General features: G+C 73.9%; 16 protein-coding genes. 1 reads left to right on the forward strand and 15 read right to left on the reverse strand.

The features are described 5' to 3' along the window. Window positions 1–98: 98 nt before the first annotated feature. The 15 genes from ABZ873_RS23370 to ABZ873_RS23440 form a co-directional block, all read right to left on the reverse strand. Window positions 99–740: a helix-turn-helix domain-containing protein gene (locus ABZ873_RS23370; protein WP_030662724.1), complete on the reverse strand. Its 642-nt coding sequence runs from the start codon at window positions 738–740 to the stop codon at window positions 99–101. Window positions 741–1,091: 351 nt separating this feature from the next. Then, window positions 1,092–2,876, reverse strand: coding sequence for a DEAD/DEAH box helicase (locus tag ABZ873_RS23375; protein ID WP_360875338.1), 1,785 nt, complete (start codon window positions 2,874–2,876; stop codon window positions 1,092–1,094). A 364-nt stretch (window positions 2,877–3,240) separates the two neighbouring features. Beyond that, entirely contained in the window at window positions 3,241–4,716 is a 1,476-nt protein-coding gene (locus ABZ873_RS23380) for an MFS transporter (RefSeq protein ID WP_360875340.1), read from the reverse strand. 102 nt (window positions 4,717–4,818) lie between these two features. Next, window positions 4,819–5,469, reverse strand: a complete 651-nt coding sequence (locus ABZ873_RS23385; RefSeq protein ID WP_360875342.1) for a hypothetical protein — start codon at window positions 5,467–5,469, stop codon at window positions 4,819–4,821. A 50-nt stretch (window positions 5,470–5,519) separates the two neighbouring features. After that, a complete protein-coding gene (locus ABZ873_RS23390) occupies window positions 5,520–7,808 on the reverse strand; it encodes a hypothetical protein (protein ID WP_360875344.1) in 2,289 nt (762 codons plus the stop codon). A gap of 9 nt (window positions 7,809–7,817) precedes the next feature. Then, on the reverse strand, window positions 7,818–8,249 hold the full coding sequence (locus ABZ873_RS23395; protein ID WP_360875346.1) for a hypothetical protein: 432 nt from the start codon (window positions 8,247–8,249) through the stop codon (window positions 7,818–7,820). 68 nt (window positions 8,250–8,317) lie between these two features. After that, complete coding sequence (gene mycP / locus ABZ873_RS23400) at window positions 8,318–9,490, reverse strand: type VII secretion-associated serine protease mycosin (protein WP_360875348.1); 1,173 nt, start codon at window positions 9,488–9,490, stop codon at window positions 8,318–8,320. Window positions 9,491–9,495: 5 nt separating this feature from the next. Beyond that, window positions 9,496–10,893, reverse strand: coding sequence for a WXG100 family type VII secretion target (locus ABZ873_RS23405; RefSeq protein WP_360875350.1), 1,398 nt, complete (start codon window positions 10,891–10,893; stop codon window positions 9,496–9,498). A 41-nt stretch (window positions 10,894–10,934) separates the two neighbouring features. Beyond that, entirely contained in the window at window positions 10,935–11,453 is a 519-nt protein-coding gene (locus tag ABZ873_RS23410) for a hypothetical protein (RefSeq protein WP_360875352.1), read from the reverse strand. Window positions 11,454–11,608: 155 nt separating this feature from the next. Beyond that, window positions 11,609–13,894, reverse strand: coding sequence for a xanthine dehydrogenase family protein molybdopterin-binding subunit (locus tag ABZ873_RS23415; RefSeq protein ID WP_360875390.1), 2,286 nt, complete (start codon window positions 13,892–13,894; stop codon window positions 11,609–11,611). A gap of 50 nt (window positions 13,895–13,944) precedes the next feature. After that, window positions 13,945–16,524, reverse strand: a complete 2,580-nt coding sequence (locus tag ABZ873_RS23420) for a 2Fe-2S iron-sulfur cluster-binding protein (RefSeq protein ID WP_360875354.1) — start codon at window positions 16,522–16,524, stop codon at window positions 13,945–13,947. Continuing rightward, on the reverse strand, window positions 16,521–17,360 hold the full coding sequence (locus ABZ873_RS23425) for an FAD binding domain-containing protein (protein WP_360875355.1): 840 nt from the start codon (window positions 17,358–17,360) through the stop codon (window positions 16,521–16,523). Before ABZ873_RS23425 ends, ABZ873_RS23420 begins: the two co-directional genes overlap by 4 nt. 442 nt (window positions 17,361–17,802) lie before the next feature. Then, on the reverse strand, window positions 17,803–19,464 hold the full coding sequence (locus ABZ873_RS23430; protein WP_360875357.1) for a beta-N-acetylhexosaminidase: 1,662 nt from the start codon (window positions 19,462–19,464) through the stop codon (window positions 17,803–17,805). A 206-nt stretch (window positions 19,465–19,670) separates the two neighbouring features. Further along, window positions 19,671–19,955, reverse strand: coding sequence for a DUF3039 domain-containing protein (locus tag ABZ873_RS23435; protein WP_030010729.1), 285 nt, complete (start codon window positions 19,953–19,955; stop codon window positions 19,671–19,673). A 29-nt stretch (window positions 19,956–19,984) separates the two neighbouring features. Further along, window positions 19,985–20,545 (reverse strand): YqgE/AlgH family protein, encoded by a 561-nt coding sequence (locus tag ABZ873_RS23440; RefSeq protein ID WP_360875359.1) that lies wholly within the window; start codon window positions 20,543–20,545, stop codon window positions 19,985–19,987. A gap of 276 nt (window positions 20,546–20,821) precedes the next feature. Here ABZ873_RS23440 and murA point away from each other — a divergent pair, with 276 nt between their 5' ends. After that, a complete protein-coding gene (gene murA / locus ABZ873_RS23445; RefSeq protein WP_360875361.1) occupies window positions 20,822–22,168 on the forward strand; it encodes a UDP-N-acetylglucosamine 1-carboxyvinyltransferase in 1,347 nt (448 codons plus the stop codon). The last annotated feature ends 38 nt before the right edge of the window (window positions 22,169–22,206 follow it).

The following is a 22,206-nucleotide window of genomic DNA, read 5'->3' on the forward strand; positions in this document are numbered from 1 at the left end:
CGGCGTTTGAGGCGCGGGGGCCCGGGGGCAGCGCCCCCGCAACGGCGCCGCACCCGGCAGATCAGCGGCACCCCAGGAGCAACGGCCAAGCCCGCGGCCTAGCGAAGGGCGTCCGCCACCTCCCGAGCCGCATCGACCACCCGCGGCCCCACCCGCTCCGGCACCGCGTCCGCCAGCATCACGACCCCCACGCTCCCCTCCAGCCCCGATATCCCCACCAGCGGCGCCGCAGCCCCGCTCGCCCCCGCTTCGAGCTCGCCATGCGTCAGCGTGTAGCCCGGCTCGATCAGCGAGCCCTGCCGCGCCGCCAGGATGGCCCGCCCCGCGGCCCCGCGGTCCAGCGGATGGCGGAACCCGGCCCGGTAGGCCACGTGGTAGTCCGTCCAGGTGGGTTCGACCACCGCGACCGCCAGCGCCTCCGTACCGTCCACGAGCGTCAGATGCGCCGTCGCCCCGATGTCCTCGGCGAGGGACCGCAGCGCGGGCAGGGCCGCCTCGCGCACCAGCGGATGCACCTGCCGCCCCAGCCGCAGCACCCCGAGCCCGACCCGGGCCCGCCCGCCGAGGTCCCTCCGTACCAGCGCGTGCTGTTCGAGGGTGGCGAGGAGGCGGTAGACGACGGTGCGGTTCACGCCGAGCCGGTTGGACAGCTCGGTGACGGTCAGACCGTGGTCGGTGTCTGCGAGGAGTTTGAGGACTCTGAGCCCTCGGTCGAGAGTCTGGGAGGTTTCCGCGGTCACGACGCCTCTCCCTCTTTCGGTGAGCGGCGGTGACTCTCGCAAAGGTGCGCCGCCGGTCCCGTGGCGGCGCACAGGAGAGGCCGCCGGTAGCGGCCATTGCACCGGCTGCGCTCCCGCGGCGGCGCTGCCACGGTGCGTTCGATGCGGGGACAGTAGCGAGCAGGTCCGCTCAGCGGAAGGGCTCGTCCAGAATCCGGGCGCGCACTACCCCTTTATGCCGTTTCCTGACCGCACTCGGTGCCGTTTCGTGACCACACTCCGACCACACTCCGACCACACCGGACAGCGACGGGGTCCGTGCGAAACTCCGCACGGACCCCGTCCCCTCACTCGTCTGCATCCCTGGTGGAATCACCGCATCCGGGTGGCCCACTCCTGCACCTTCTTGATGCGCTCGCGCAGCTGCCCCGCCGTCGCCTCCGCGCTCGGCGGCCCTCCGCAGACCCGGCGCAGCTCGGTGTGGATCACGCCGTGCGGCTTGCCGCTCTGGTGGACGTACGCGCCGACCATCGTGTTGAGCGACTTGCGCAGCTCCAGCAATTCCTTGTGCGAAACCACCGGCCGCCGGTCGGCCGGCAGCTCCAGCAGGTCCGCCTCCGCGTCCGGCTTGCGGCGGCTGTGCGCGATCTGCCGCGACTGCCGCTTCTGCAGCAGCATCTGCACCTGGTCCGGCTCCAGCAGCCCGGGGATGCCGAGGTAGTCCTGCTCCTCCTCGCTGCCCGGGTGCGCCTGCATGCCGAACTCGGCGCCGTCGTAGAGGACCCGGTCGAAGACGGCGTCGGACTCCAGCGCCTCGAAGGACATCTGCTCCTCGTCGCCGGTGTCCTCGTCCTCCTGCCGGTTCGCCTCGTCCATCTCCTTCTCGGACTCGGCGTACGGGTCCTCCTCGCCCTGCTTCTTCGGCCGGTCGAGGACGTGGTCGCGCTCGACCTCCATCTCGTTGGCGAAGCCGAGCAGGTAGGGGATGGTCGGCAGGAACACGGAGGCCGTCTCGCCGCGCCTGCGCGACCGTACGAAACGGCCCACGGCCTGCGCGAAGAACAGCGGGGTCGAGATGGTCGTGGCGTACACGCCGACGGCCAGGCGCGGGACGTCGACGCCCTCGGACACCATGCGGACCGCGACCATCCAGCGGTCGTCGTTCCCGCTGAAGGTGTCGATGTTCTTGGAGGCGCCGGTGTCGTCGGAGAGGACGAGGGTGGCCTTGGTGCCGGTGATCTCGCGGATCAGCTTGGCGTAGGCGCGCGCCGAGTCCTGGTCGGAGGCGATGACGAGGCCGCCCGCGTCGGGGATGCCCTTGCGCACCTCGGTCAGCCGCTGGTCGGCGGCGCGCAGCACGTTCGGCATCCAGTCGCCGCGCGCGTCGAGGGCGGTGCGCCACGCCTGGGAGATGGCGTCCTTGGTCATCGGCTCGCCGAGGCGGGCCTCGATCTCGTCGCCCGCCTTGGTGCGCCAGCGCATGTTGCCGCTGTAGGAGAGGAAGATGACCGGGCGCACGACGCCGTCGCCGAGGGCGTTGCCGTAGCCGTAGGTGTAGTCGGCGGAGGAGCGGCGGATGCCGTCGTTGCCCTCCTCGTACGTGACGAAGGGGATCGGGTTGGTGTCGGAGCGGAAGGGGGTGCCGGTGAGGGCCAGGCGCCGGGTCGCCGGGTCGAACGCCTCCAGGCACGCCTCGCCCCAGGACTTGGAGTCACCGGCGTGGTGGATCTCGTCCAGGATCACGAGGGTCTTGCGCTGCTCGCAGCGGTTGCGGTGCAGCATGGGGCGGACGCCGACACCGGCGTAGGTGACGGCGACACCGTGGTAGTCGCGGCTGAGCGGGCCCGCCGAGTAGTCGGGGTCGAGGCGGATCCCTATCCGGGCGGCGGCCTCGGCCCACTGCTTCTTGAGGTGCTCGGTGGGTGCGACGACGGTGACCTGCTGGACCACGTGGTGGTGCAGCAGCCAGGAGGCGAGGGTCAGGGCGAAGGTGGTCTTGCCCGCGCCGGGGGTGGCGACCGCGAGGAAGTCGCGGGGCTGGGTCTGGATGTACTTGTCCAGCGCTCCCTGCTGCCAGGCGCGCAGCTTGCTGGCGGTGCCCCAGGGGGCACGGCCGGGGAAGGCGGGTGAGAGGTGGTGGGAGGCGGTAGTAGTCACGGTCTCCGGTTCGTGCTCTCGGCGTACTCGGTACGGGGGCAGGCGGTCGTACGTAGGACAACCGGGCCACCCTACCGGGGCGGGCCCACCCCTCGCGGAGGGACAGGCCCGTGACCTCGGCCGGTGCGGCGAGCGTCACACCGGGACCAACTCCCGCAGCCGCACGGCGATCACCGCCACGTCACCGAGGGCACCGGAGGCGACACCGACGACGAGGCCGTGGGCGGCGTCCTGGGCCGATGCGGGCAGGGTCGACGGGGCCGCCCCCTCGGGGCTCCTCCCCCGGCCCCGTCCTCGGGGCTCCTCCTCCCGGCCCCGCCCTCGGGGCCCTGCGGGCCGTCCACCGGGGCCGGGCCTCCGGCCCTCAGGGGGACGGTGCGGCGGGAGTGGTCTGCGGGCGGGCGTGGAGGCGGGTGGCTATCCAGGCGCCTGCCAGGGCTACGCAGGACATCGGGAGGAAGACCACCACGAACGCGGCGGGGTGGGAGGCCGTCGCCGTGCCCGCCGTGAGCGTGTGCGCGGCGCCCACCGCTCCGCCGCCCAGCGCGGCGAAGGCCGCGCCGCCGCCGGCCAGCAGGACCACGTTCGCGAGGGCGTCGGAGATCTGGAGGGCGGCGGAGTTGGCGCCGGCCTCCGTCGGGGCCGACAGCTGGAGCAGCAGCACGCTCGTTGAGCCGATCACCAGCCCCATCCCCAGGCACCCCACCGCCCACACCACCGCCAGCGTCCACACCGGCACCCAGGCGATCAGCACCGCCGGCGCGGCCGCGATGGACAGCGCCACCAGCACCATCCCGAGCACCATCAGCCGTTCCCGGTACGGCGCGACCCGCCCCCGCGACTGCACCCACGAGCCGCCCGCCCACGTCAGCCCGCCCAGCGCCAGCGAGAACCCGGCCAGCGTCGGGCTCAGCCCCCGCTGGGTGACCAGCATCAGCGGAACGAAGCTCTCCGCGGCGATGAACGACCCCGCCGCCACCCCCCGCAGCAGCACCACGGACGGCAGCCCGCGCCGCGCCAGGTACGTACCGCGCGGCAGCAGACCCCGCACGGCCGGCACCAGCAGCGCCGCACCGGCCAGGCCCGGCAGCAGCGAGAGCCACCGCAGGTCCTGGGCGGCGTACTGGAGCAGCCCCGCCCCCACCGAGATCCCGAGCGCCAGCCGGATCCGCCGCCGGTCGAAGGCGACGGGCTCCCCGCCCACCGGCCCGGAGGCCGTCCGCCGGATGGCGGGCAGCGCGACCGCGAGCGGGACGACGACCAGCGCCGGGATCCCGAGGAACACCCACCGCCAGCCGAGGTGCTCGGTGACCGTCCCCGAGGCCAGCGGCCCGACGATGGAGGGGACGACCCAGCTGGCGGCGAAGGCCGCCATGATCGCGGGCCGCAGCCGCTCTTCGTAGGCCCGGCTGACGACGACGTACAACGCGACGATCACCAGCCCGCCCCCGAGCCCCTGCACGGCCCGGCCGAGCACGAACACCCACATCGCGCCGGCCGTCCCCGACACCACGAGCCCGGAGGCGAAGGCGGCGATCCCGACGGTCAGCGGCCGCAGCGGACCCTGCCGGTCGGCCCACTGGCCGGAGAGGACCATGCCGAAGAGGCTGGTGGTGAAGTAGGCGGAGAAGGCGAAGGCGTAGAGCCCGATGCCTCGGAGCTCCCGGGCGGCGACCGGCATGGCGGTCCCGACGGCGGTCGCCTCGAAGGCGATGAGGAAGACGACGGAGATGATCCCGATGCTGAGCGTCCGGTACGCGGGCCCCATGACCCCGCCGTCCCGCGGCGGGGCGGGGGGCGGGGCGGTCTTCTGCGGCACGCGGCGTTCGAGGGCACTCATCGCCCCAGCGTAAGGTGCGCACCCACGTTTAGACCCTGTCCGTTCGACGGATCCACCCCTCGGTCCGCGGACCTAGGCCCCCACCTCCGCATGCGCGGGACGCTACGGCGCCGACGGCGGTGGGAGGGCTGTCGGCCGGGGTGGGAGATTGCCCGTGTTGTCGCAGGAGAGGTGTTGCGCCATGGCCAGGGCGGCCGAGTGGGCCACCGTCAGGTAGGTGTCGGGCGGGCCTTCCGTGGGTGCGGTCTTCTGCCAGTGGTCGGTGAAGGTGCTCGTGATGCGGAGCGGGAGGTCGGTGGTCGAGCCGACGCGGGTGCTCACGCAGTCGAAGCTCACGGCCGCCTGCCTCGCGTCCGCCCGTACCCGGACGCCCGGCCCGCCGCTGTCCGCGCCCAGGCGGAGCTCCGCCCTCCGGTCCCCGCCGCCCACCTGGCCGGTCATGACACACGGCGTGACGGCCGTCTCGCCCGCCGCCGGTCCTGCCTTGTACGCCGCTTCCAGCGCCGCGCCTATGCCCTCGGCCCCGACCGCCTGCCCCTCGTCGCGGACCAGGGCGGAGGACTGGAGCGTACGCTCCACCGCCTGGGCGGCCGCTTCGTTCAGCAGACCGGGGCACGCCTCGGCGATCTCGACCGTGCGCGGCGCGGCCGTCCGCTGCTCGGGCGCGGGCCCCGAGGAGGAGCATCCGGCGGCCAGCACCAGGCAGGCCACCCAGCCCGCGGAACGCACCGCTCCCCCAGCCGGACGGCTCATGAGCCGCCTCCCCCTCGTGCCGGCACGCACCCGCTCCGCGGCTCCCCGGCTCACGGGCGGGCCGCCGCCGCCGAGGCCACCTGGTCCCGGCCCACGGAGTGGGCGTTCGCCGTCTCCTTGGACGCCGCACCCGCCATGACGTCCACCTCGGTGGCCGACATCCCCGTACCCGCCGCCGCGTTGCGCACCGCGTCCGCCGCCGACCTGCTCGACTGCGTCTGCGCGGTGGCGTACATCTCGGAGACCTGCTGCGCCGTCGCGCCGGTCTTCTCCTCGCCCTCCTCCTTCGCCTTGTCGACGAAGTGCTCGGTCACGTCCTCCTGGACCCACTCCACCAGGTCACCGGCCAGCGGGACCAGCTCCAGGTACTTGCCGCCCGCCGCCGTGATGCCGCGGTTGATCCACTTGGCGTTGTCCTCGACGCCCTTGACGTACTCCTCGTTCTTGTGGGCCGTCTCGGCGTGCATGTTCTGGGCGCGGGCCTCCGTCAGCATGCCGGCGATCTGGCCGCCGGGATGGACGGCGTTCTCCACGGCCGTGCCGAGGTCCCCGACCTTGGCGTGGTTGACGACGACGTCGTTGACGAGGACCGCCGTGAACGCCTGGTTGGCGTTGGTGATGGCCCCGTACGCCCCCGGGTCCTGGCCGACGGCGCCCAGGAAGCGGGCCATGTGCGACTTGTTGAACTCGGCCATCTCGCCGTGGGCGTGGATGCGGCCGCTGCCGTTTTCGGCGGACGCCTGGATGTCCGGCATGTACTCGGCGGCCATCTGGCCGAAGTGGCCGGACAGCTCGCTCAGCGGGCCCGCCGGTGCGCCCGGTTTCGCCGCGACCAGGTCCGGGTTGTCGCCGAGTTTTTCGACGATGCGTTCCATCACCGCCGCCATGTCCTTCGTGTGGGCGACCGGCGGGGTGTCCTCCGCGCCCGGGGGACGGTGGGAGACCGCGGTCATCAGGGCGTCGCCGAGGGCCTGTTGGGCCGGGTGGAGGGGGCCGGTGCGGGTGATGTCGAAGCTGTCCATGTACGGCGGCTTGTCGAGCATGTAGTCGACCATGCCGCGCGGCTTGCCGTGCTGGCCCGCGACCGGGCGGTCGTGCGCCGTGACCAGGCCGTCCTTGTCCGTGTCCTCCCGCACCGGCTCGTTGAACAGCGCCGTCGCCGCGTCCGGGTTGTGGGCCAGGGCCTCCATGAGGCCGGTCAGCGGGTAGAAGCCGCGGCCGCCCTCCGCGCTCTGGTTCAGTACGGTCTCCAGCCCGACCGGGGTGTGGAACTCCCAGGCCCGCGGGTCCTTGCGGTCCATGGCGATCATGTCGCGGCCGACGGAGGTCAGGAACTCCGTGTCGTACGATCCCTCGCGCAGCAGCGCGCCGAGCGCCTGGTAGCCGTAGATCTGCCGGACGCCCCCGAAGACGTCCATCTCCTTGCGGCCCGCCTTCATCAGCTGGGTGGTCCAGGCCGCGTCCAAGTGGCCGGGGACGTCCTTGTGGGTGGCGAGGCCGAGCATGGCGCCCATGTCGCTCTGGATGTTCGAGACCATCAGGGCCCGGTCCTTGCCGGGGGCGCCCAGGGAGGTGGCGTCCAGGGACATCGCGGAGTACATGGCGAGGGTGCCCTCGGCGCCGATCGTCCGGTAGAAGCCGGTGGCGAACTCCGGGTCCGCCCGGTTGTCGTCGAGCAGGTCCTCCAGCTCGCGCAGCGCCTCGACGTTGCGGGCCGTGCCGCCGGGGCCGGTGACCGTCTTCATCAGCCCGGCGGCGCGGGCGGCCTGCTCGGCGTCCAGGGTGGTGTGGGCCGGCGCGCTGAAATCGTGGGCGTCCGCGCTGTTCGCCTGCAGGACGCGGACGAGGGAGTCGTCGGCGTCCTGGGCGTCCTCGACCGCGCGGTTGACGCGGGCCTGCCAGGCGTTGCGGTTCTCGGTGAGCGTGCGCTGGTAGTCCGGGTCGTGGCGGGCGGCGTTGCGGTCCGCCTCGGTGGGCAGCGGGACGGCGGTGACCCGCCCGGCCGCGTCGATCCGGAACCCGGCCGCCGGGGCCTCCTCGGCCAGCTTCGCGAGCTGGGCACGGGCCGCCGTGAGGGTGGCGTGGGCGTCGGCGAGGACGAGGTGCATGCCCTTGGCCGCCTTCGCCGCGTCCTCGAACTCCTTGGCCGTCCTGTCGACGAACCCGCGCGCCACCCCGGCCGTGATCCCGCTCCAGTCGGCCTTGTCCGACTTCGCCTTCATGCCGTCGCGGGCGGTGCGGGCCAGCTCGTCCAGCTTGCCGGCCATGGCGGTCCAGTCGGTGACGGCGGTCTGGAGCCGGTCGAGGGGGGCGTTCATGACGTTCTCGTACGTCAGCATGCGGGCGGCCTATTTCAGGTAGGAGTCGACGGCGGACGCGGTGAGGTCGGCGTGCAGCTGCGCTTCGTCCTTGGCGTGGGACTGCAAGGAGTAGCTGAGCCCGTTGGAGATGTTCGCGCAGGCGGCGACGAGGGTCTTCACCTGGCTCTCCCAGCGGGTGTGCGCCGTGAGCAGGGCCGCCCCGGCGGCGAAGCCCTCCTTGGTGAGGGCGGCGGCGGCTTCGGAGGTGGCGGTGGCGGCATGCCGGGCGTCGGTCTGGAGGCGGTGGTGGAGGGCGTACGCCTCGCTGCCGATGGCGCCGATACGGTCCTGGGGGAGAGCGAGGTCGGCGGCCCCGGGGCCCGACCCGGGCCCGGGGGCGGCGGGGGCCTGGTTGAGGCGCAGGGCGGCGTGGGAACGGGCCGTGGCGCGGGCCGCCGACCATTCCTCGTCGAACGACATCGCGGGGACCTCCGGGGGGGGCGTGGGCGGGGTGGCCGGTGTGGGGGCCGGGCTGGGCTGATGCTCGGTTAACGACTGCGGCGTACGAGGGCTGCGGTGACGGCGCCGCCGATGAGCACGCAGGCGGCGAGTCCGAGGCCGAGGCCGGTCCAGGGGGTGGTGCTGTCGTCGTTGTCGTTCTTGGGGGCGGTGGCTGCCTTGTTCGCGGGGGCGGGGGCGGTAGCCGGGGTGGGGGGCGCGGTGGCGGCGGCCAGGTCGGGGAGCGGGTAGACGTCGGCGGGGCCGGGGTCGCCGGGGGTCTGGAGGGCGACGCGGGGGCGTACGACGCCGTAGCCGATGTAGTCATTGCGCGCGGACCCGTCCACGGGCTTACCGGCGGTGTTGAGGAGCACGCGGAGCACCTGGTTGTTGGTCCAGTCGGGGTGAGCGGACCAGAGGAGGGCGGCGGAGGCGGAGGCGAGGGCGGAGGCGTCGCTGGTTCCGGAAGACTTGCACAACCCGGACTTCCCGGCACACGCCGTCACGATGTCAAGGCCCGGTGCGGCCATGTCCACCTGAGGACCGTGCTGAGATTCCTTGGTCGGCTCCCCGGTCTGGGCCACCGCCCCGACGCCCACTACTCCGGGGGTTCCGGCCGGGTAATTGAGCTCGTTCGTGGAATCGCCGTAATTACCCACAGCAGCGAAGACCAACTTGCCCTTGGACAGGGCATACTTCACCGCTTCCGCTCTGCCCCGATCGTCCTCGGGCGTTCCGCTGATCCCCAGGGACATATTGATGATCCTGGCGTCCGAGTCTGCCGCGTAGCGAATTGCCTTGACCCACGTCGGCGTTGCCTTCTCCATGCTGGAGACGAGAATCGGAAGGACCTTGACGCCGGGTGCGAGGCCGTAGCTACCGTCGCCACTCGGGTGCTTTCCCGTTGCGGCGATCAAGGCCGCCATGCTCGTGCCGTGACTGCCCTGGTCAGTGGGGCCGTCACCCCCCTCGGGGGTGAAACGCTTACCGGGGACGAGCTGCCCTGCCAGTTCGGGGATTTCCCGGACCCCGTCATCGATCACCGCGACGGTGATCCCTGTTCCCGTACTGGTCTTCCAGATCTCGTCGGCCTTCATCACGTCGAGATGCCACTGCTGCGATCGAATGGACTCCGCATGGGCCGGGGTCGCGGCGACCCCGGCCAGCAGGAGACCCATCAGGACCGAGGTCGCCTTACGCATGTGCACCCGCGCTGTGTCCATTCCGCTCAGTCGATCACCGGGGGGACAACACGACGGTTGCCCTGCCAGGTCTCTTCGTCCTCGGCCAGGTAGTCGGGGCGCTCGCCCTGCCGGCCACCGCGTCGCGGGGCCGGGGGCTGAGCGTGCGCGCCCATCGGGCCCACCGCTCCGGCCCCGTTGCGCACGAGTCCGGAACCACCCTGGGTGAACGGCTGCCCGACCACACCGCTCTGCCGACCGCCGATCACGCCTCCCGGCTCCGAAGCCAGCCGACGCCCGGCGGGGATCCCGCTCTGGCCGCCGTAGTGGCCGCCTCCGACGCCGGGGCCCATGACACCGCCGCCCATGGGGCGGCCCGTCTGGTGCGGTCCTTCGCCGATGACCGTGCCGCGCGGAACACCCGTACCGGGGCCGGTGGTGGACACCGGCCTCCCGCCGACGATTCCGCTGTCGCGGGGCGGGAGGCCGGGCGTACCGATGGCCCTGCCGCCGGGGACACCGGGGCCGCCCAGAGTCGGATACGGCCCGATGCCAGGGCCAAGGGGGCCGGGCGTCTTGACCGTTGCCATCGGCGGCATGCCAACAGGCGGGATGAAGGGGGTTGGCGCGGGCCCCACGGGCCCCGTGGTCGGCGGGCCACCGGGACCAGGGATCACCGGTGCCGTAGGGTGCGGCAGCGTAGCGACGCTGTCCAGGTCCACCCCAATCTGACGGTCCGGGATCGGTGACACGGGCGCCGACGGGACGCGGCCGTCCGGATGCGCCGAACGCCCCAGCACCGCTGCTGAATCATCCGAGGGTGTGCCATGTGACGGCCCGTGCCCGGTGTACGCGGAGGCGGACGAGGGGCTACCGCCAGAAACGCCTCCCGGCCTCGCCATGTCTTCCGAACTGCTGTAGTAATCGGGCGGCACAAGCACCTGCGGCGGCGGTGGGAACGTCGGGATTTTCGCGTTGTTCATCTGCGTCGTCGACTGCTCGTACGCCCCGGCCAGCTTGTTCATCGCGTCCACCGCCCGCGCGTGGTCGCCGCTCAGCTTCGACCATGCCTCCTGGCCGAGCTGCACCGCGTCCGGGTCGTTGTGGTACTTGCGGGACGTCGCCAGGTTCTCCTTGAGCTGGGTCTCCGCCGCCGCGCTGTACTGCGGCATGTTGCCGCCGCCGTCCGCCGTCGGCTTGACCTCGCGCATGATCGTCGCGGCCTCGGTCATGTACTTGCCACCGTTGGTGCTGTACTTGGCCAGCTCCAGCGTCGCGCTGCCCGCCTGGTTCACCCACTCCTGGAAGGCCGTGGCCGCCTCGCCCTCCCAGCCCTTGACCTGGTGGTCCTTGAGCTTCTTGCCGATCTCCCTGATCGTGTCGGCCGCGTTGGCGAGCTGCGTGCCCAGCGACTCCACCTTCTCCGGGTCGATCGACGCGACCATGGCGTAGAGCTGCGCGTGCGTGTAGCCCTCGAAGTCCGTCATCAGAAGGCACCGCCCTTCCTCGGCACGTCCGGCTGCGCGGGCTGCGGAGTTCCGTGCGTCTTCTCCGCGTACGGATCACGCTTCTCGACGTAGTCGGTGTGGGCCTGCTTGGCGATGGCGACCATCCGGCGCTTCGCCTCCTCGTCCACCTCGCTGTACCCCCCGCTCGCGGACTGGACCGCGATCCCCAGCCCCTCGATCTGCCCCGCCAGCCCCTTCGACAGCTTCTGCAGCTCCGTGTGGACCGTCTTGTACGCCTCGTACAGCTTGTCCGCCTGCGGGAAGCCCTTGCCCAGGGCGCCCGTCGGGAGGGTGCCGTCCGCGAGATTGCCGTGGTGGGCCGGGGATTCCTGGAGGGTGGACAGGAGGCCGTCCACCAGCTTCTTGTACTGGCTCAGGTCGTCGTACTGGACGCGCAGCGCCGCGGCCTTGGCCTGGGCGACCGCCTGGGCTCTGATCGACGCCTCGACCTCGGCCGCCACGTTCACCGACAGGAACCCGACCTTGTCCTCCGCCACGATGGCCTCCCCCGAATCCCCGGCGCCCCGGTTCCCCGTCCCCGTTCGCACCTGCGCGCGCAGTCTCGCGGATCACTCTAGCGACAGGCACCGACAGGCCCAACTCCGCATTGCACAAGCAATGCGGAGCACCCCAAGCCCGCCTCAGGCCCGCCTCACGCCCCCGCCACCGCCGCCGACGGCCTGATCGGGAGCCGGTTCACCGGACGCCCCGTCGCCGCCCGCACCGCCGACGCCACCGCCGCCGGTGTCGTCACCACCGGGACCGCGCTCGCCGCCTTCGCGCCGAACGGCGCCACCACGTCCCGCTCCTCCACCAGCTTCACGATCCGCACCGCCGGGGCGTCCAGCGCCGTCGGCAGGGCGTAGCCCGTGAGGTCCGGGTGGCGGACCAGGCCCGCCACCGTGCGCAGGTTCTCCGTCAGCGCCGCGCCCACGCCCTGCGTGACCCCGGCCTCGATACGGGCCTCCAGCTGGCGCGGGTTGAGGATCCGGCCGACGTCCTGGGCCACCGCCAGCTCCACCACCCGTACGGAACCCAGCTCGATGTCCACGTCCACCACCGCCCGGATCGCGCAGAAGGCCAGCCCCACGAAGGCGTCGCCCTGCCCGTCGCCGTCCAGCGGCTCCGTCGGGTGGGGGCGGCACTGGGCCGTCGCCCACAGCTCCTTGCCCTCGATGGCCTCCGCGACCGGCATCGAGAAGGCGCCGTCGTACGAGGTGATGCGGCCCTCCGCGATCTGCAGCAGCTCGGTGGACATGCCGAGCTTGTGCGCCATCGGCTGGAGCAGCTGGGTGCGTACCATCTTCGCCGCGCGCTCGACCGCGCCGCCCGACACCCACGTGTGGCGGCCGTGCGCCGAGGCGCCCGCCGGCGGCTGGTCGGTGTCGGCGGGGGCCACCGTCACGTCCTCCACGCCCAGGATCTCCTGGACGATCTGCCGCGCGAGGGTGGCGAAGCCCTGGCCGGTGTCGACGGCGGCGCAGATGACCGTGGCCGCGCCGTTGAGCACCTTCACCGTGGCCGTGGAGACCTCGTCGGTGCCCTCCGCGCCGAGCATGTGCACCATGCCCACGCCGTAGCCGACGCCGCGCCGCACCGCGCCCGGCTCGCCCGCGCCCTCCGGGCCGCCGGGCAGCAGCCATTCGTCCTCGGGGGTGTCCTTCGGCAGCCCCGGCAGCTCGAAGTCCCGTACCGCGCGCAGCAGTTCCGCCACCGGCGCCGGGCAGGTCACCGTCTGCCCGGTGGGCAGCAGGTCGCCCGTCGCCAGGACGTTGCGCAGGCGCAATTCCGCCCCGTCGATGCCGAGCTTGGCGGCCAGCTTGTCCATCTGGCCCTCGTACGCCGCGCACACCTGCATCGCGCCCTCGCCGCGCACATGCCCCGACGGCGGGTTGTTGGTGCGCACCGCCCAGCCCTCGACGAAGGCGTGCGGGACCACGTACGGGCCGCAGGCGAAGGCGACCGCCGCCGCGAGGGATTCGGAGGAGGCGTCCGCGTACGCGCCCCCGTCCATCAGGATCTGCGCCTCCACCTTCACCAGCCGGCCCTCGGCGTCCGCGTGGTGGCGGTAGCGCAGCAGGGTCGGGTGCCGGTGGGTGTGGCCGAGGAAGGACTCCTCGCGGGTGGCGGCGAGCTTGACCGGGCAGCCGGTACGCAGCGCCAGCAGGCCGAGCGGCAGCTGGAAGGCGGCGTCCTCGCGGTCGGCCGTCGCGCCCGGGACCCCGGTGACGACCACGCGCACGCGGTCCGGTTCCAGGCCGAAGCAGGCGGCGGCCAGGTCACGGTCGGTGTGCGGGTCGGTGGAGGCGGTGTACAGCTCCACGCCGCCGTCGGGCCGCGGCACGGCCAGTCCGGCCTCGGCGCCGATGGGGGCGGGGTCCTGCCGGCCGATCCGGTACAGGCCCTCCACGACCACCTCGCCGGTGGCCTCCGGGTCGCCGTAGCGCAGCGGGATGTGCCGGAACAGGTTGCCGTCGGGGTGCAGGGCGGGGGCGCCGAAGGACTGCTCGGGGTCGGTGACCGGGTCGAGCAGCTCGTACTCCACGATGATCGCGGCGGCGGCGAGCCGTGCCGTGTCGGGGTGGTCGGCGGCGACGGCGGCGATGGGCTCGCCGTGGTGGCGTACGACGTCGTGCGCGAACACCGGCCGGTCCGCGATGCGGCGGCCGTGCGTGGTGGCGCCGGGCACGTCGGCGTGGGTGACGACGGCGCGCACGCCGGGCATGGCGGCGGCGGCCGAGGTGTCGACGGAGAGGATCCGGGCGTGCGCGTGCGGGGAGCGCAGCAGGGCGGCCCAGAGCAGGCCCTCGGCCCAGAGGTCGGCGGCGTAGGGGAAGGTGCCCTCGGTCTTGGCGCGGGTGTCGGCGGCGGGGACGGAGGCCCCGATGCCGCGCGGCACCTGCTGGGCGGGGGCCTCGGCCCCGGGGGCGGCGGCCATGGCCGTCACCGTGGTGTTCACCGTCGTCGCGGTCGCCGCGTCCTGGCCGCTCACGCCGTGCCTCCGTGGTGGATGCCGCCCTCGCCGGGCGCTGCCTGGTGCGGGATGCGGGCCTCGGCGGGGGCCTGGGCCGCGGGCGCCTCGGCTGCCGGGGCCGCGGCCGCCGCCTCGCGCCCGGCCACGACCTCGCGGACCGCGTCGACGACCCCCGCGTAGCCGGAGCAGCGGCAGAGGTTGCCGCAGAGGGCCTGGCGGGTCTCCAGCTCGCTGGGGGCGTGGTTGCCCTCCAGCAGGTCGTGGATGGTCATGGCCATGCCGGGCACGCAGAACCCGCACTGCACCGCGCCCGACCTGCACAACGCCTGCTGCACGTCGGAGAGTTCCCCGTCGGTGGCGAGACCTTCGACGGTACGCACCTCGCTGCCGGCGACCGTGGCGGCCGGGACCAGGCAGGAGGCGACGAGCCGGCCGTCCACCTGCACGGCACAGGCGCCGCACTCGCCCTGCGAGCAGCCGTCCTTGGCGCCGGCGAGGCCGAGGCGCTCGCGCAGCACGTAGAGCAGGGATTCGCCGATCCAGGCGCCGGTGACGGGGCGGTCGGCGCCGTTGACACGCAGGACGTAGGAGGCGTGCGGGTGCTCGTGCGCGGCGACGGCGGCGTCGTGCGAGGCACTTTCCTCGTACGTCGGCCCCTCGCCCGGGATCCCTTGGCCGTCCTCCGCGTGCGGTGCCTCCGGCGCGCTGTCGGCGCCCCCCGCGTCCGGCGCGGACGCGTCCGGCACCTCCGCATGCCGGCTGCCGTGGGCGCCCTCCCCCGGCCCGAAGGCGGCGAAGCCGTGGCCGTCGGTGTCGACGGCGTAGCCCTGCGGACGCTGCGGGGCGCCCTCGGAGTGCCCGGACTGCTCGGCGCGCGCGCCCTGTTCGGGGTGCGCGTCGCGCTCGGGGTGCCCCGACTGCTGCGCATGCGCGGCCTCTTCGGCGTGGCCGGCGTGCCCGGCGTGCCCGGCCTGCGGGCCGTGCGCGGCGTACGGGTCCTGCGGGTCCTGCGGACCGTGCGCGGGCTGGTCGGGGTGCTCCGACTGCTCCGCGCGCGCGGCGTGCCCGCCGTACTCGGCATGGTTCGGCTGCCCGCCGTGCGGGTCGTGCGCAGCCTGCGCGGGCTGGTCGGCGTCCTGGGCGTGCCCGGACTGCGCGGCGCGCTCGGGGTGCCCCGACTGCTCGGCGTGCGCAGCCTCTTCGGCGTGGCCGCCCTGGCCGGCGAGTTCGCCGTGCTCGGCGTGCCCGATGTGCGGGGCATGCGCGGCGTGATCGGCGTACGGGTCCTGCGGAGCGTGTGCGGGCCGGTCGGAGTGCTCCGCGTGCCCGGCCTGCGCGCCCTGCGCGGCGTACCGCTCCTCCGGAGCGTGCGCGAGCCCCGCCGCGCGCTCGGCGTGCGCCGCGCGCTCCGCCCGCTCCACCGCGTCGGGCCGTTCCGCCTGCGTGGCGTGGCCCGGATGGGTGTCGTGCGCGGCGTGGTCCAGCCGGTCGGCGTGCGGGGCGTGTCCGGCGGGCGTGCCGTACGGCGCGTGCCCCCGCCGGCCTGCGGGTTCCGCGTGCGCGGGCCGCCCCTCCCGGGCCTCCGGCCCGGACGGGTCCACGCGCGTCGCATGCCCGGCCGAGGCGTACGCCTCATCGGCATACGCGCCGCCCGCGTACGCCCCCTCCGCGCCCCGTGCGGGCCCGGCGTACGCCCCCTCCGCGTCCGGCGGAGCCACCGGGCGCGGGCGTTCCGCCTGCGGGTCCGGGCCCGGGGCCGGGGCCGCCGGGGCATGAGCGGCTTCGGCCTCGTGCGCGAGGGCCGGGTCGGGTTCCTGGAGGGCCGTGCCCACCCCCGGGCCGCCCAGTACGCGCGGACCGCGCCCCGCGGCCCCCGCTCCGGGCGCGCCGAAGAGGCGGCCGGCGGGGGCGGCCTCGGAGGGCTCGGCGGCGGCGGGCTGCTGCGTGAGGTAGGCCCAGGGCGCGGGAGCGCCGCCGGGCAGGGTCGCCGGGGCCTGGCTCCAGTCGGCGTCGAGCGCACTCGGCCGGAACTCACCCGTCGCGTACTCGGCGGTGTACTCCGGCACCGCCCACTGCCCCGTGGCCGACGGCGCGGCCTCCGGCTCCGGGCCGGGCTCGTGCACCGCCTCCGGGAAGCGCCACTCCGCCGTCTCCCCCGGGTCCACCGGGTCCGCCGGGTCCGCCGGGTCCCGCAGGTCCTCCGGGTCGGGGAAGTCCTGCGGGTCCTCCCCGTCCGTGCCCGCGAAGGCCGCCGCCACCGCCGCCGGGATCGGCACGGAGGCGGGGATCGGCCCGCCGACCGCACCTCCCGCGGGCGCCTCCGGCTCCGGCCACTGCCCCGGCAGCCCCCACGCCCCCGTGGCCCCCGGATCCGTACTGGCCGAGCCCAGCGGGACGATCATCGGCGGCGGCACATAGCCGTGCCCGGGCGCCGCCAGCGGCTCCCCGGTGCCGAGCGCGTCGAGCATGTCCTGCGGCAGTTTCACGAAGGCCGTGGCGTCCGAGTCGTACTCGCCGCCCTGCGGCACGGGCTCCCAGCCCCAGCCCGCCGCACCGTTCCCCTGGGTCACGTTCTCGTTCTCGTTCTCGCTCATGAGGTCAGTGCCCTCCCCAGGGCCCTGCGTGCCAGCACGGCCACCGTACGCCGCAGATGCAGTACACCCGGAGCCACCGGTTCCCCCTGGTCCGGCACGCAGGCGGCCGCGACGTACTCGCCGAACGCCTCCAGCGCCTCGGGGGCCAGGCTCCGCCCGCCGTCCCAGTCGATCAGCGAGGCCACCCACTGCTCGGCCTCCAGCGGCCGCAGCGGCATCGGGGCCACCGCGCCGATCGCACAGCGCACGCCCCGGCGCGCGGGGTCCAGTACGAGACCCACGGACGCCACCGCGCGCCCCGGCCCGGTGCGCCCGGTGGCCTTGAGGAACACCTGCGGGGCGTGCAGCAGCGGCACCCGCACATGGCCGATCAGCTCGCCCGGCCGCAGCATCTCCCGCCCGGCCAGCAGGTGGGAGACCGGGATCTCGCGCCGGCCCTCGGGCCCGACGATGACGAGTACGGCCTCCAGCGCGGCCAGCACCGGCAGCGCGTCCCCGGTGGGCGCGGCGGTGGCGATGTTCCCGCCGAGCGTGCCCGCGTTGCGGATCTGCGGCGGCCCGGCGGCGCGCGCGGCGGCCGCGAGCGCGGGGATCAGGGCGGCGAAGTCCGGCCGGCCCATCCGCGCGTGGGTGAGCCCGGCGCCGAGGAGGGCGTGGCCGTCCTGGTACTGCCAGCCGCGGATCTCGTTGATCCGGCCCAGGCCCACCAGCGCGGCGGGCCGCAGCAGCCCGGCGTTGACGGCGGCCATGAGGTCGGTCCCGCCCGCGACGGGCACGGCGGCGGGCATGGCGGTGAGCGCCGCCACGGCCTCGTCGAGCGAGGCCGGCAGCGTCACGGACTGCCCCGCCTGCTGCCCCTGAGGCCCCTGAGGTGAGTCAGGTGCGTGCGGTGCGTGCGGTGCGTGCGTGGTCAACCCAGCTGCCCCTTCCCGATGTCCCGGTCCTGGCGCTCACGCCTGTCCGCCGTACGGTACGTGCTCACCGCCGGGACGTGGCAACTCTGGCACATCTTCCGGGCCGCCCGCCGCGAGGGTCCTCCCGGGGCCCGCACCCCCCGCCGCCGGGCCCGCGCGGGGCCCCGTACGCCGCCTTCGCGGGGCGCCCACCACTCCGTACGCGCGGAACATTCCGTACGTCCCCTAAGGCCGCTACGACCCGGGCCGCCACCCTTCGCCGGGTCTCGGCCCCGAACGCCCGTTTTCCCCGTATAGGAGGAATTTCAGACAGAGTTCCGGCTCCCCGGCCCGGGTGCCCGCGGAGCCCGCCGCGGCCCGCTTGTCACACGTTCGGGGGCGCCCCGTCGAGCGGCCTCCCCAGCACCCCCGGGCGCCGCTGGCGGGGCGACGGGCCGCCGGGCGGGCGGTAGTCGACGCCGAGCGCGTCCAACCGCCGGTAGTGCGCGGTCATTCGGGCCTCGAAGCCCGCGTAGTCCCGCTCGGGCGGTTCCGGCAGCCGCGACCACACCACCTCGGCGAAGGCGGCCAGCCTCGGGAAGAGCTGGTAGTCGAGCCGGCCCCGGTCCTGCACCACCTCGGTCCACATATTGGCCTGCGCGCCCAGCACATGGGCCGCCGCCTCCTGCGACAGCTTCGGCGGCAGCGGCTCGAACCGGTAGACGTCCTCCAGGGAACGCACGTAGCCGATCGGCATCGGCTCGTCCGGGCCGTCCGCCTGACGGTGGTCCAGGTACACCTGCTGCTCGGGGCACATCACCACGTCGTGCCCGGCCTCGGCGGCGGCGATCCCGCCCGCGTAGCCGCGCCAGGAGGACACGGCCGCGCCCGGCGCGAGCCCGCCCTCCAGGATCTCGTCCCAGCCGATCAGCCGGCGGCCGCGCGCGGCGAGCCAGCGGTCGAAGTGCCGGACGAACCAGGACTGGAGGCCGTCCTCCCCGTCCACGCCCAGCTCCCGGATCCGCGCCTGCGCGACGGCGGACGCCTTCCACTGCGCCTTGGGGCACTCGTCCCCGCCGATGTGCACGAAGGGCGAGACCTCGGCCGGGAACAGCTCCAGCACCTCCTCGAACACCCCCTCGTAGAAGCGCAGCACGGCCTCGGTGGGGGCGAGCACGTGCTCGCTGATGCCCCAGTCCTCCCAGACGCCGAGCGCGGCGGTGTCGACCACGTCGGTGTTGCCCAGCTCCGGATACGCGGCGATGGCGGCCTGCGAGTGGCCCGGTATCTCGATCTCCGGGACCACGCGGACATGCCGTTCGGCGGCGTAGGCGACGATCTCGCGGATGTCGTCCTGGGTGTAGAAGCCGCCGTGCGGGGTGTCGTTCCACAGGGGCGAGGCCCGGTGCCCGTGGCGGCTGCGCGGCCGCCAGGCGCCGGTCCCGGTGAGCCGCGGCCGGCTGCGGATCTCGATGCGCCAGCCCTGGTCGTCCGTCAGGTGCAGGTGCAGCACGTTCAGCTTGTGGGCGGCGAGCAGGTCGATCTGGCGCAGCACCCCGTCCTTGGGCGTGAAGTGCCGGGCCACGTCCAGCATCAGCCCGCGCCAGCCGAAGCGCGGCCCGTCCACGACCGTCCCGTACGGAAGGCTCCACGCCCGCCCCGGCAGCGGCGCGCGGCGGTAGGCGTCGGGGCCGAGCAGCTGACGCAGCGTCTGGGCGGCCCAGAACAGCCCGGCGGCCGTCTCACCGGCCAGCTCGGCGCCGTCGGGGCCGATGTCGAGGCGGTACGACTCCGGCCCCAGGCCCCCGGTGGCCTCCGGGTCCACGCGCAGCCGCAGCTCCGCGGGGGCGCCCGGCCCCTCGGGGGCGGCCAGCGGCCAGCCGGTGGCCGCGCCGAGCTCCCGCCGCAGCCAGTCCGCGACCGGTCCGGCGCCCTCCCCGGCGGCGAGGGCCGGCGCGGGGCCGAGCGTGAAGCGGCGTCCGCCCTCGTCGGCAACGGCGGTCCGGGGGGCGGGGATCAGGTCCAGGGGTGCGGGGATCGGGTCCATGCGTCAGCCCTTCGCGGGAGCGGTTGCGCCCTGCGCAACGCACGTTCCGCAGAGTGCTCGTCGCGCCGACCCTAACCCGCCCCGAGGGCACGGCAAAGGCCCCCGTACGCACGAGGGCGTACGGGGGCCTCGGTCCTGCGGAGTCCCCGGGATCGGCCGGGATCCCAGGGATCGGCCGGGAGGAAGGAGCGGCGGGCCGGCCCGGACTACTTGTCCTTGCCGCCCTTGTCCTTGTCCCCGCCGGGTCCCATGGACTCGTAGATCTCCTTGCACATGGGGCAGACCGGGTACTTCTTCGGGTCCCGGCCCGGTACCCAGACCTTGCCGCAGAGCGCGACGACGGGGGTCCCGTCGAGCGCGCTCGCCATGATCTTGTCCTTCTGGACGTAGTGGGCGAAGCGCTCGTGGTCGCCGTCACCGTGCGACACCTGCGGCGTCGGCTCTACGAGGGTCCCCGTGCCAGTCCCGCGCTCGGGCTCAAGAGTGCTCATGGAACCCAGGGTAATTGACCCCGCGCCCGTCAGTTCAGCGACGGGTCGTCCGGATAGGTGGCGACCATCGCCAGCTCCCCGCGCTGGCGGCGCAGCACCGAGCGCCAGAGCCGTTCCGGATCGGGCGAGGAGATGTCCCCCGGCTCCGACTCCACCACGTACCAGGCGCCCTCCGCGAGCTCCCGCTCCAGCTGACCCGGCCCCCAGCCGGAGTAGCCGGCGAAGATCCGCAGGGCCCCCAGGGCCGCGGCCAGCAGCTCCGGCGGCGCCTCCAGGTCCACCAGCCCGATCGCCCCGTGCACCCGGCGCCAGCCGAGCGGCCCCTCCTCGCCCGGGATCACGGCCAGCCCGAGGGCGGAGTCCAGCGCGACCGGCCCGCCCTGGAAGACCACCCCGGGGTCCCCGGCCAGCGGCGCCCAGGACAGCAGGACGTCGCCCACGCCGACGGGGGTGGGCCGGTTGAGGACCACACCGAGCGAGCCCTGCTCGTCGTGGTCGAGCAGCAGCACCACCGCGCGGTCGAAATTCGGGTCCGCGAGGGCTGGGGTGGCCACGAGCAGCCGCCCTGTGAGGGAGGACACCTCGGTCATGCCGCCATGATCCCGCACATTCGCCGTTCGCGGGCGTCCACGGCGGTACGGGATCTTCCCGCAGGCCGGGCGCACGGCGGCGCCGGGAGCGCGCACGGACGGAGCAGCGGGACGAAGCGGACGGAACGCCACGCTCCGCCATGTGGTGGGTACGGAGGGTGTTGTACCGAATTCATGACAGTCCTACGGCCACGTCGGCCTTACGAACAAAGGGGTGCTGGCCCTTACTCTTTTCTCTGATCCCCCTGCCCACCCCCTCTCCGGAACGCGAGATTCATGACCGGCACAGACAGTGATGACGTCCTGCTCGTCCACGGCGGTACCCCGCTCGAAGGCGAGATCCGGGTCCGCGGCGCGAAGAACCTCGTGCCCAAGGCCATGGTCGCCGCTCTGCTCGGAAGCGAACCCAGCCGGCTGCGCAACGTTCCCGACATCCGTGACGTACGCGTCGTCCGCGGGCTGCTCCAGCTGCACGGGGTGACGGTCCGTCCCGGCGAGGAGCCGGGCGAGCTGGTGCTCGACCCCACCCACGTCGAGAGCGCCAACGTCGCCGACATCGACGCCCACGCGGGCTCGTCGCGCATCCCGATCCTGTTCTGCGGCCCCCTGCTGCACCGTCTCGGCCACGCCTTCATCCCGGGCCTCGGCGGCTGCGACATCGGCGGCCGGCCGATCGACTTCCACTTCGACGTGCTGCGCCAGTTCGGTGCGACCATCGAGAAGCGCGAGGGCGGCCAGTACCTGGAGGCCCCGCAGCGGCTGCGCGGCTGCAAGATCCGCCTGCCCTACCCCTCGGTCGGCTCGACCGAGCAGGTGCTGCTGACGGCCGTCCTGGCCGAGGGCGTCACCGAGCTCAGCAACGCCGCCGTGGAGCCGGAGATCGAGGACCTCATCTGCGTACTGCAGAAGATGGGCGCGATCATCTCCATGGACACCGACCGCACCATCCGGATCACCGGTGTGGAGCGGCTGGGCGGCTACAACCACAAGGCGCTCCCGGACCGCCTGGAGGCGGCCTCGTGGGCTTCCGCGGCCCTGGCCACCGGCGGCAACATCTACGTGCGCGGCGCCCAGCAGCGCTCGATGATGACCTTCCTGAACACGTACCGGAAGGTCGGCGGCGCCTTCGAGATCGACGACGACGGCATCCGCTTCTGGCACCCGGGCGGCCCGCTCAACGCGATCGCGCTGGAGACGGACGTCCACCCCGGCTTCCAGACCGACTGGCAGCAGCCGCTCGTGGTCGCCCTGACCCAGGCGTCCGGCCTGTCGATCGTCCACGAGACGGTCTACGAGTCCCGGCTCGGCTTCACCTCGGCGCTCAACCAGATGGGCGCTCACATCCAGCTGTACCGCGAGTGCCTGGGCGGCAGCGCCTGCCGCTTCGGCCAGCGCAACTTCCTGCACTCGGCGGTCGTCTCCGGCCCGACCAAGCTGCAGGGCGCCGACCTGGTCATCCCCGACCTGCGCGGCGGCTTCTCGTACCTGATCGCGGCGCTGGCCGCCGAGGGCACCTCGCGCGTCCACGGCATCGACCTGATCAACCGCGGCTACGAGAACTTCATGGAGAAGCTGGTGGAACTCGGCGCGAAGGTCGAGCTCCCCGGCGGCGACCTCGTCTGACCGCCCGCAGCACGTACGGGAGAGCCCCCGGCCCGCAA

It is taken from the genome of Streptomyces sp. NPDC047014 (genome assembly GCF_040644195.1).
Taxonomy (GTDB): Bacteria; Actinomycetota; Actinomycetes; order Streptomycetales; family Streptomycetaceae; genus Streptomyces.

Bases quoted from the DNA above. Each gene is read 5' to 3' on its own strand.
- ABZ873_RS23380 (WP_360875340.1), bottom strand. From the start codon at position 4,716: ATGAGTGCCCTCGAACGCCGCGTGCCGCAGAAGACCGCCCCGCCCCCC.
- ABZ873_RS23385 (WP_360875342.1), bottom strand. From the start codon at position 5,469: ATGAGCCGTCCGGCTGGGGGAGCGGTGCGTTCCGCGGGCTGGGTGGCC.
- ABZ873_RS23390 (WP_360875344.1), bottom strand. From the start codon at position 7,808: ATGCTGACGTACGAGAACGTCATGAACGCCCCCCTCGACCGGCTCCAG.
- ABZ873_RS23395 (WP_360875346.1), bottom strand. From the start codon at position 8,249: ATGTCGTTCGACGAGGAATGGTCGGCGGCCCGCGCCACGGCCCGTTCC.
- mycP (WP_360875348.1), bottom strand. From the start codon at position 9,490: ATGGACACAGCGCGGGTGCACATGCGTAAGGCGACCTCGGTCCTGATG.
- ABZ873_RS23405 (WP_360875350.1), bottom strand. From the start codon at position 10,893: ATGGTCGCGTCGATCGACCCGGAGAAGGTGGAGTCGCTGGGCACGCAG.
- ABZ873_RS23415 (WP_360875390.1), bottom strand. From the start codon at position 13,894: ATGGCCGCCGCCCCCGGGGCCGAGGCCCCCGCCCAGCAGGTGCCGCGC.
- ABZ873_RS23420 (WP_360875354.1), bottom strand. From the start codon at position 16,524: ATGAGCGAGAACGAGAACGAGAACGTGACCCAGGGGAACGGTGCGGCG.
- ABZ873_RS23430 (WP_360875357.1), bottom strand. From the start codon at position 19,464: ATGGACCCGATCCCCGCACCCCTGGACCTGATCCCCGCCCCCCGGACC.
- ABZ873_RS23435 (WP_030010729.1), bottom strand. From the start codon at position 19,955: ATGAGCACTCTTGAGCCCGAGCGCGGGACTGGCACGGGGACCCTCGTA.
- ABZ873_RS23440 (WP_360875359.1), bottom strand. From the start codon at position 20,545: ATGACCGAGGTGTCCTCCCTCACAGGGCGGCTGCTCGTGGCCACCCCA.
- murA (WP_360875361.1), top strand. From the start codon at position 20,822: ATGACCGGCACAGACAGTGATGACGTCCTGCTCGTCCACGGCGGTACC.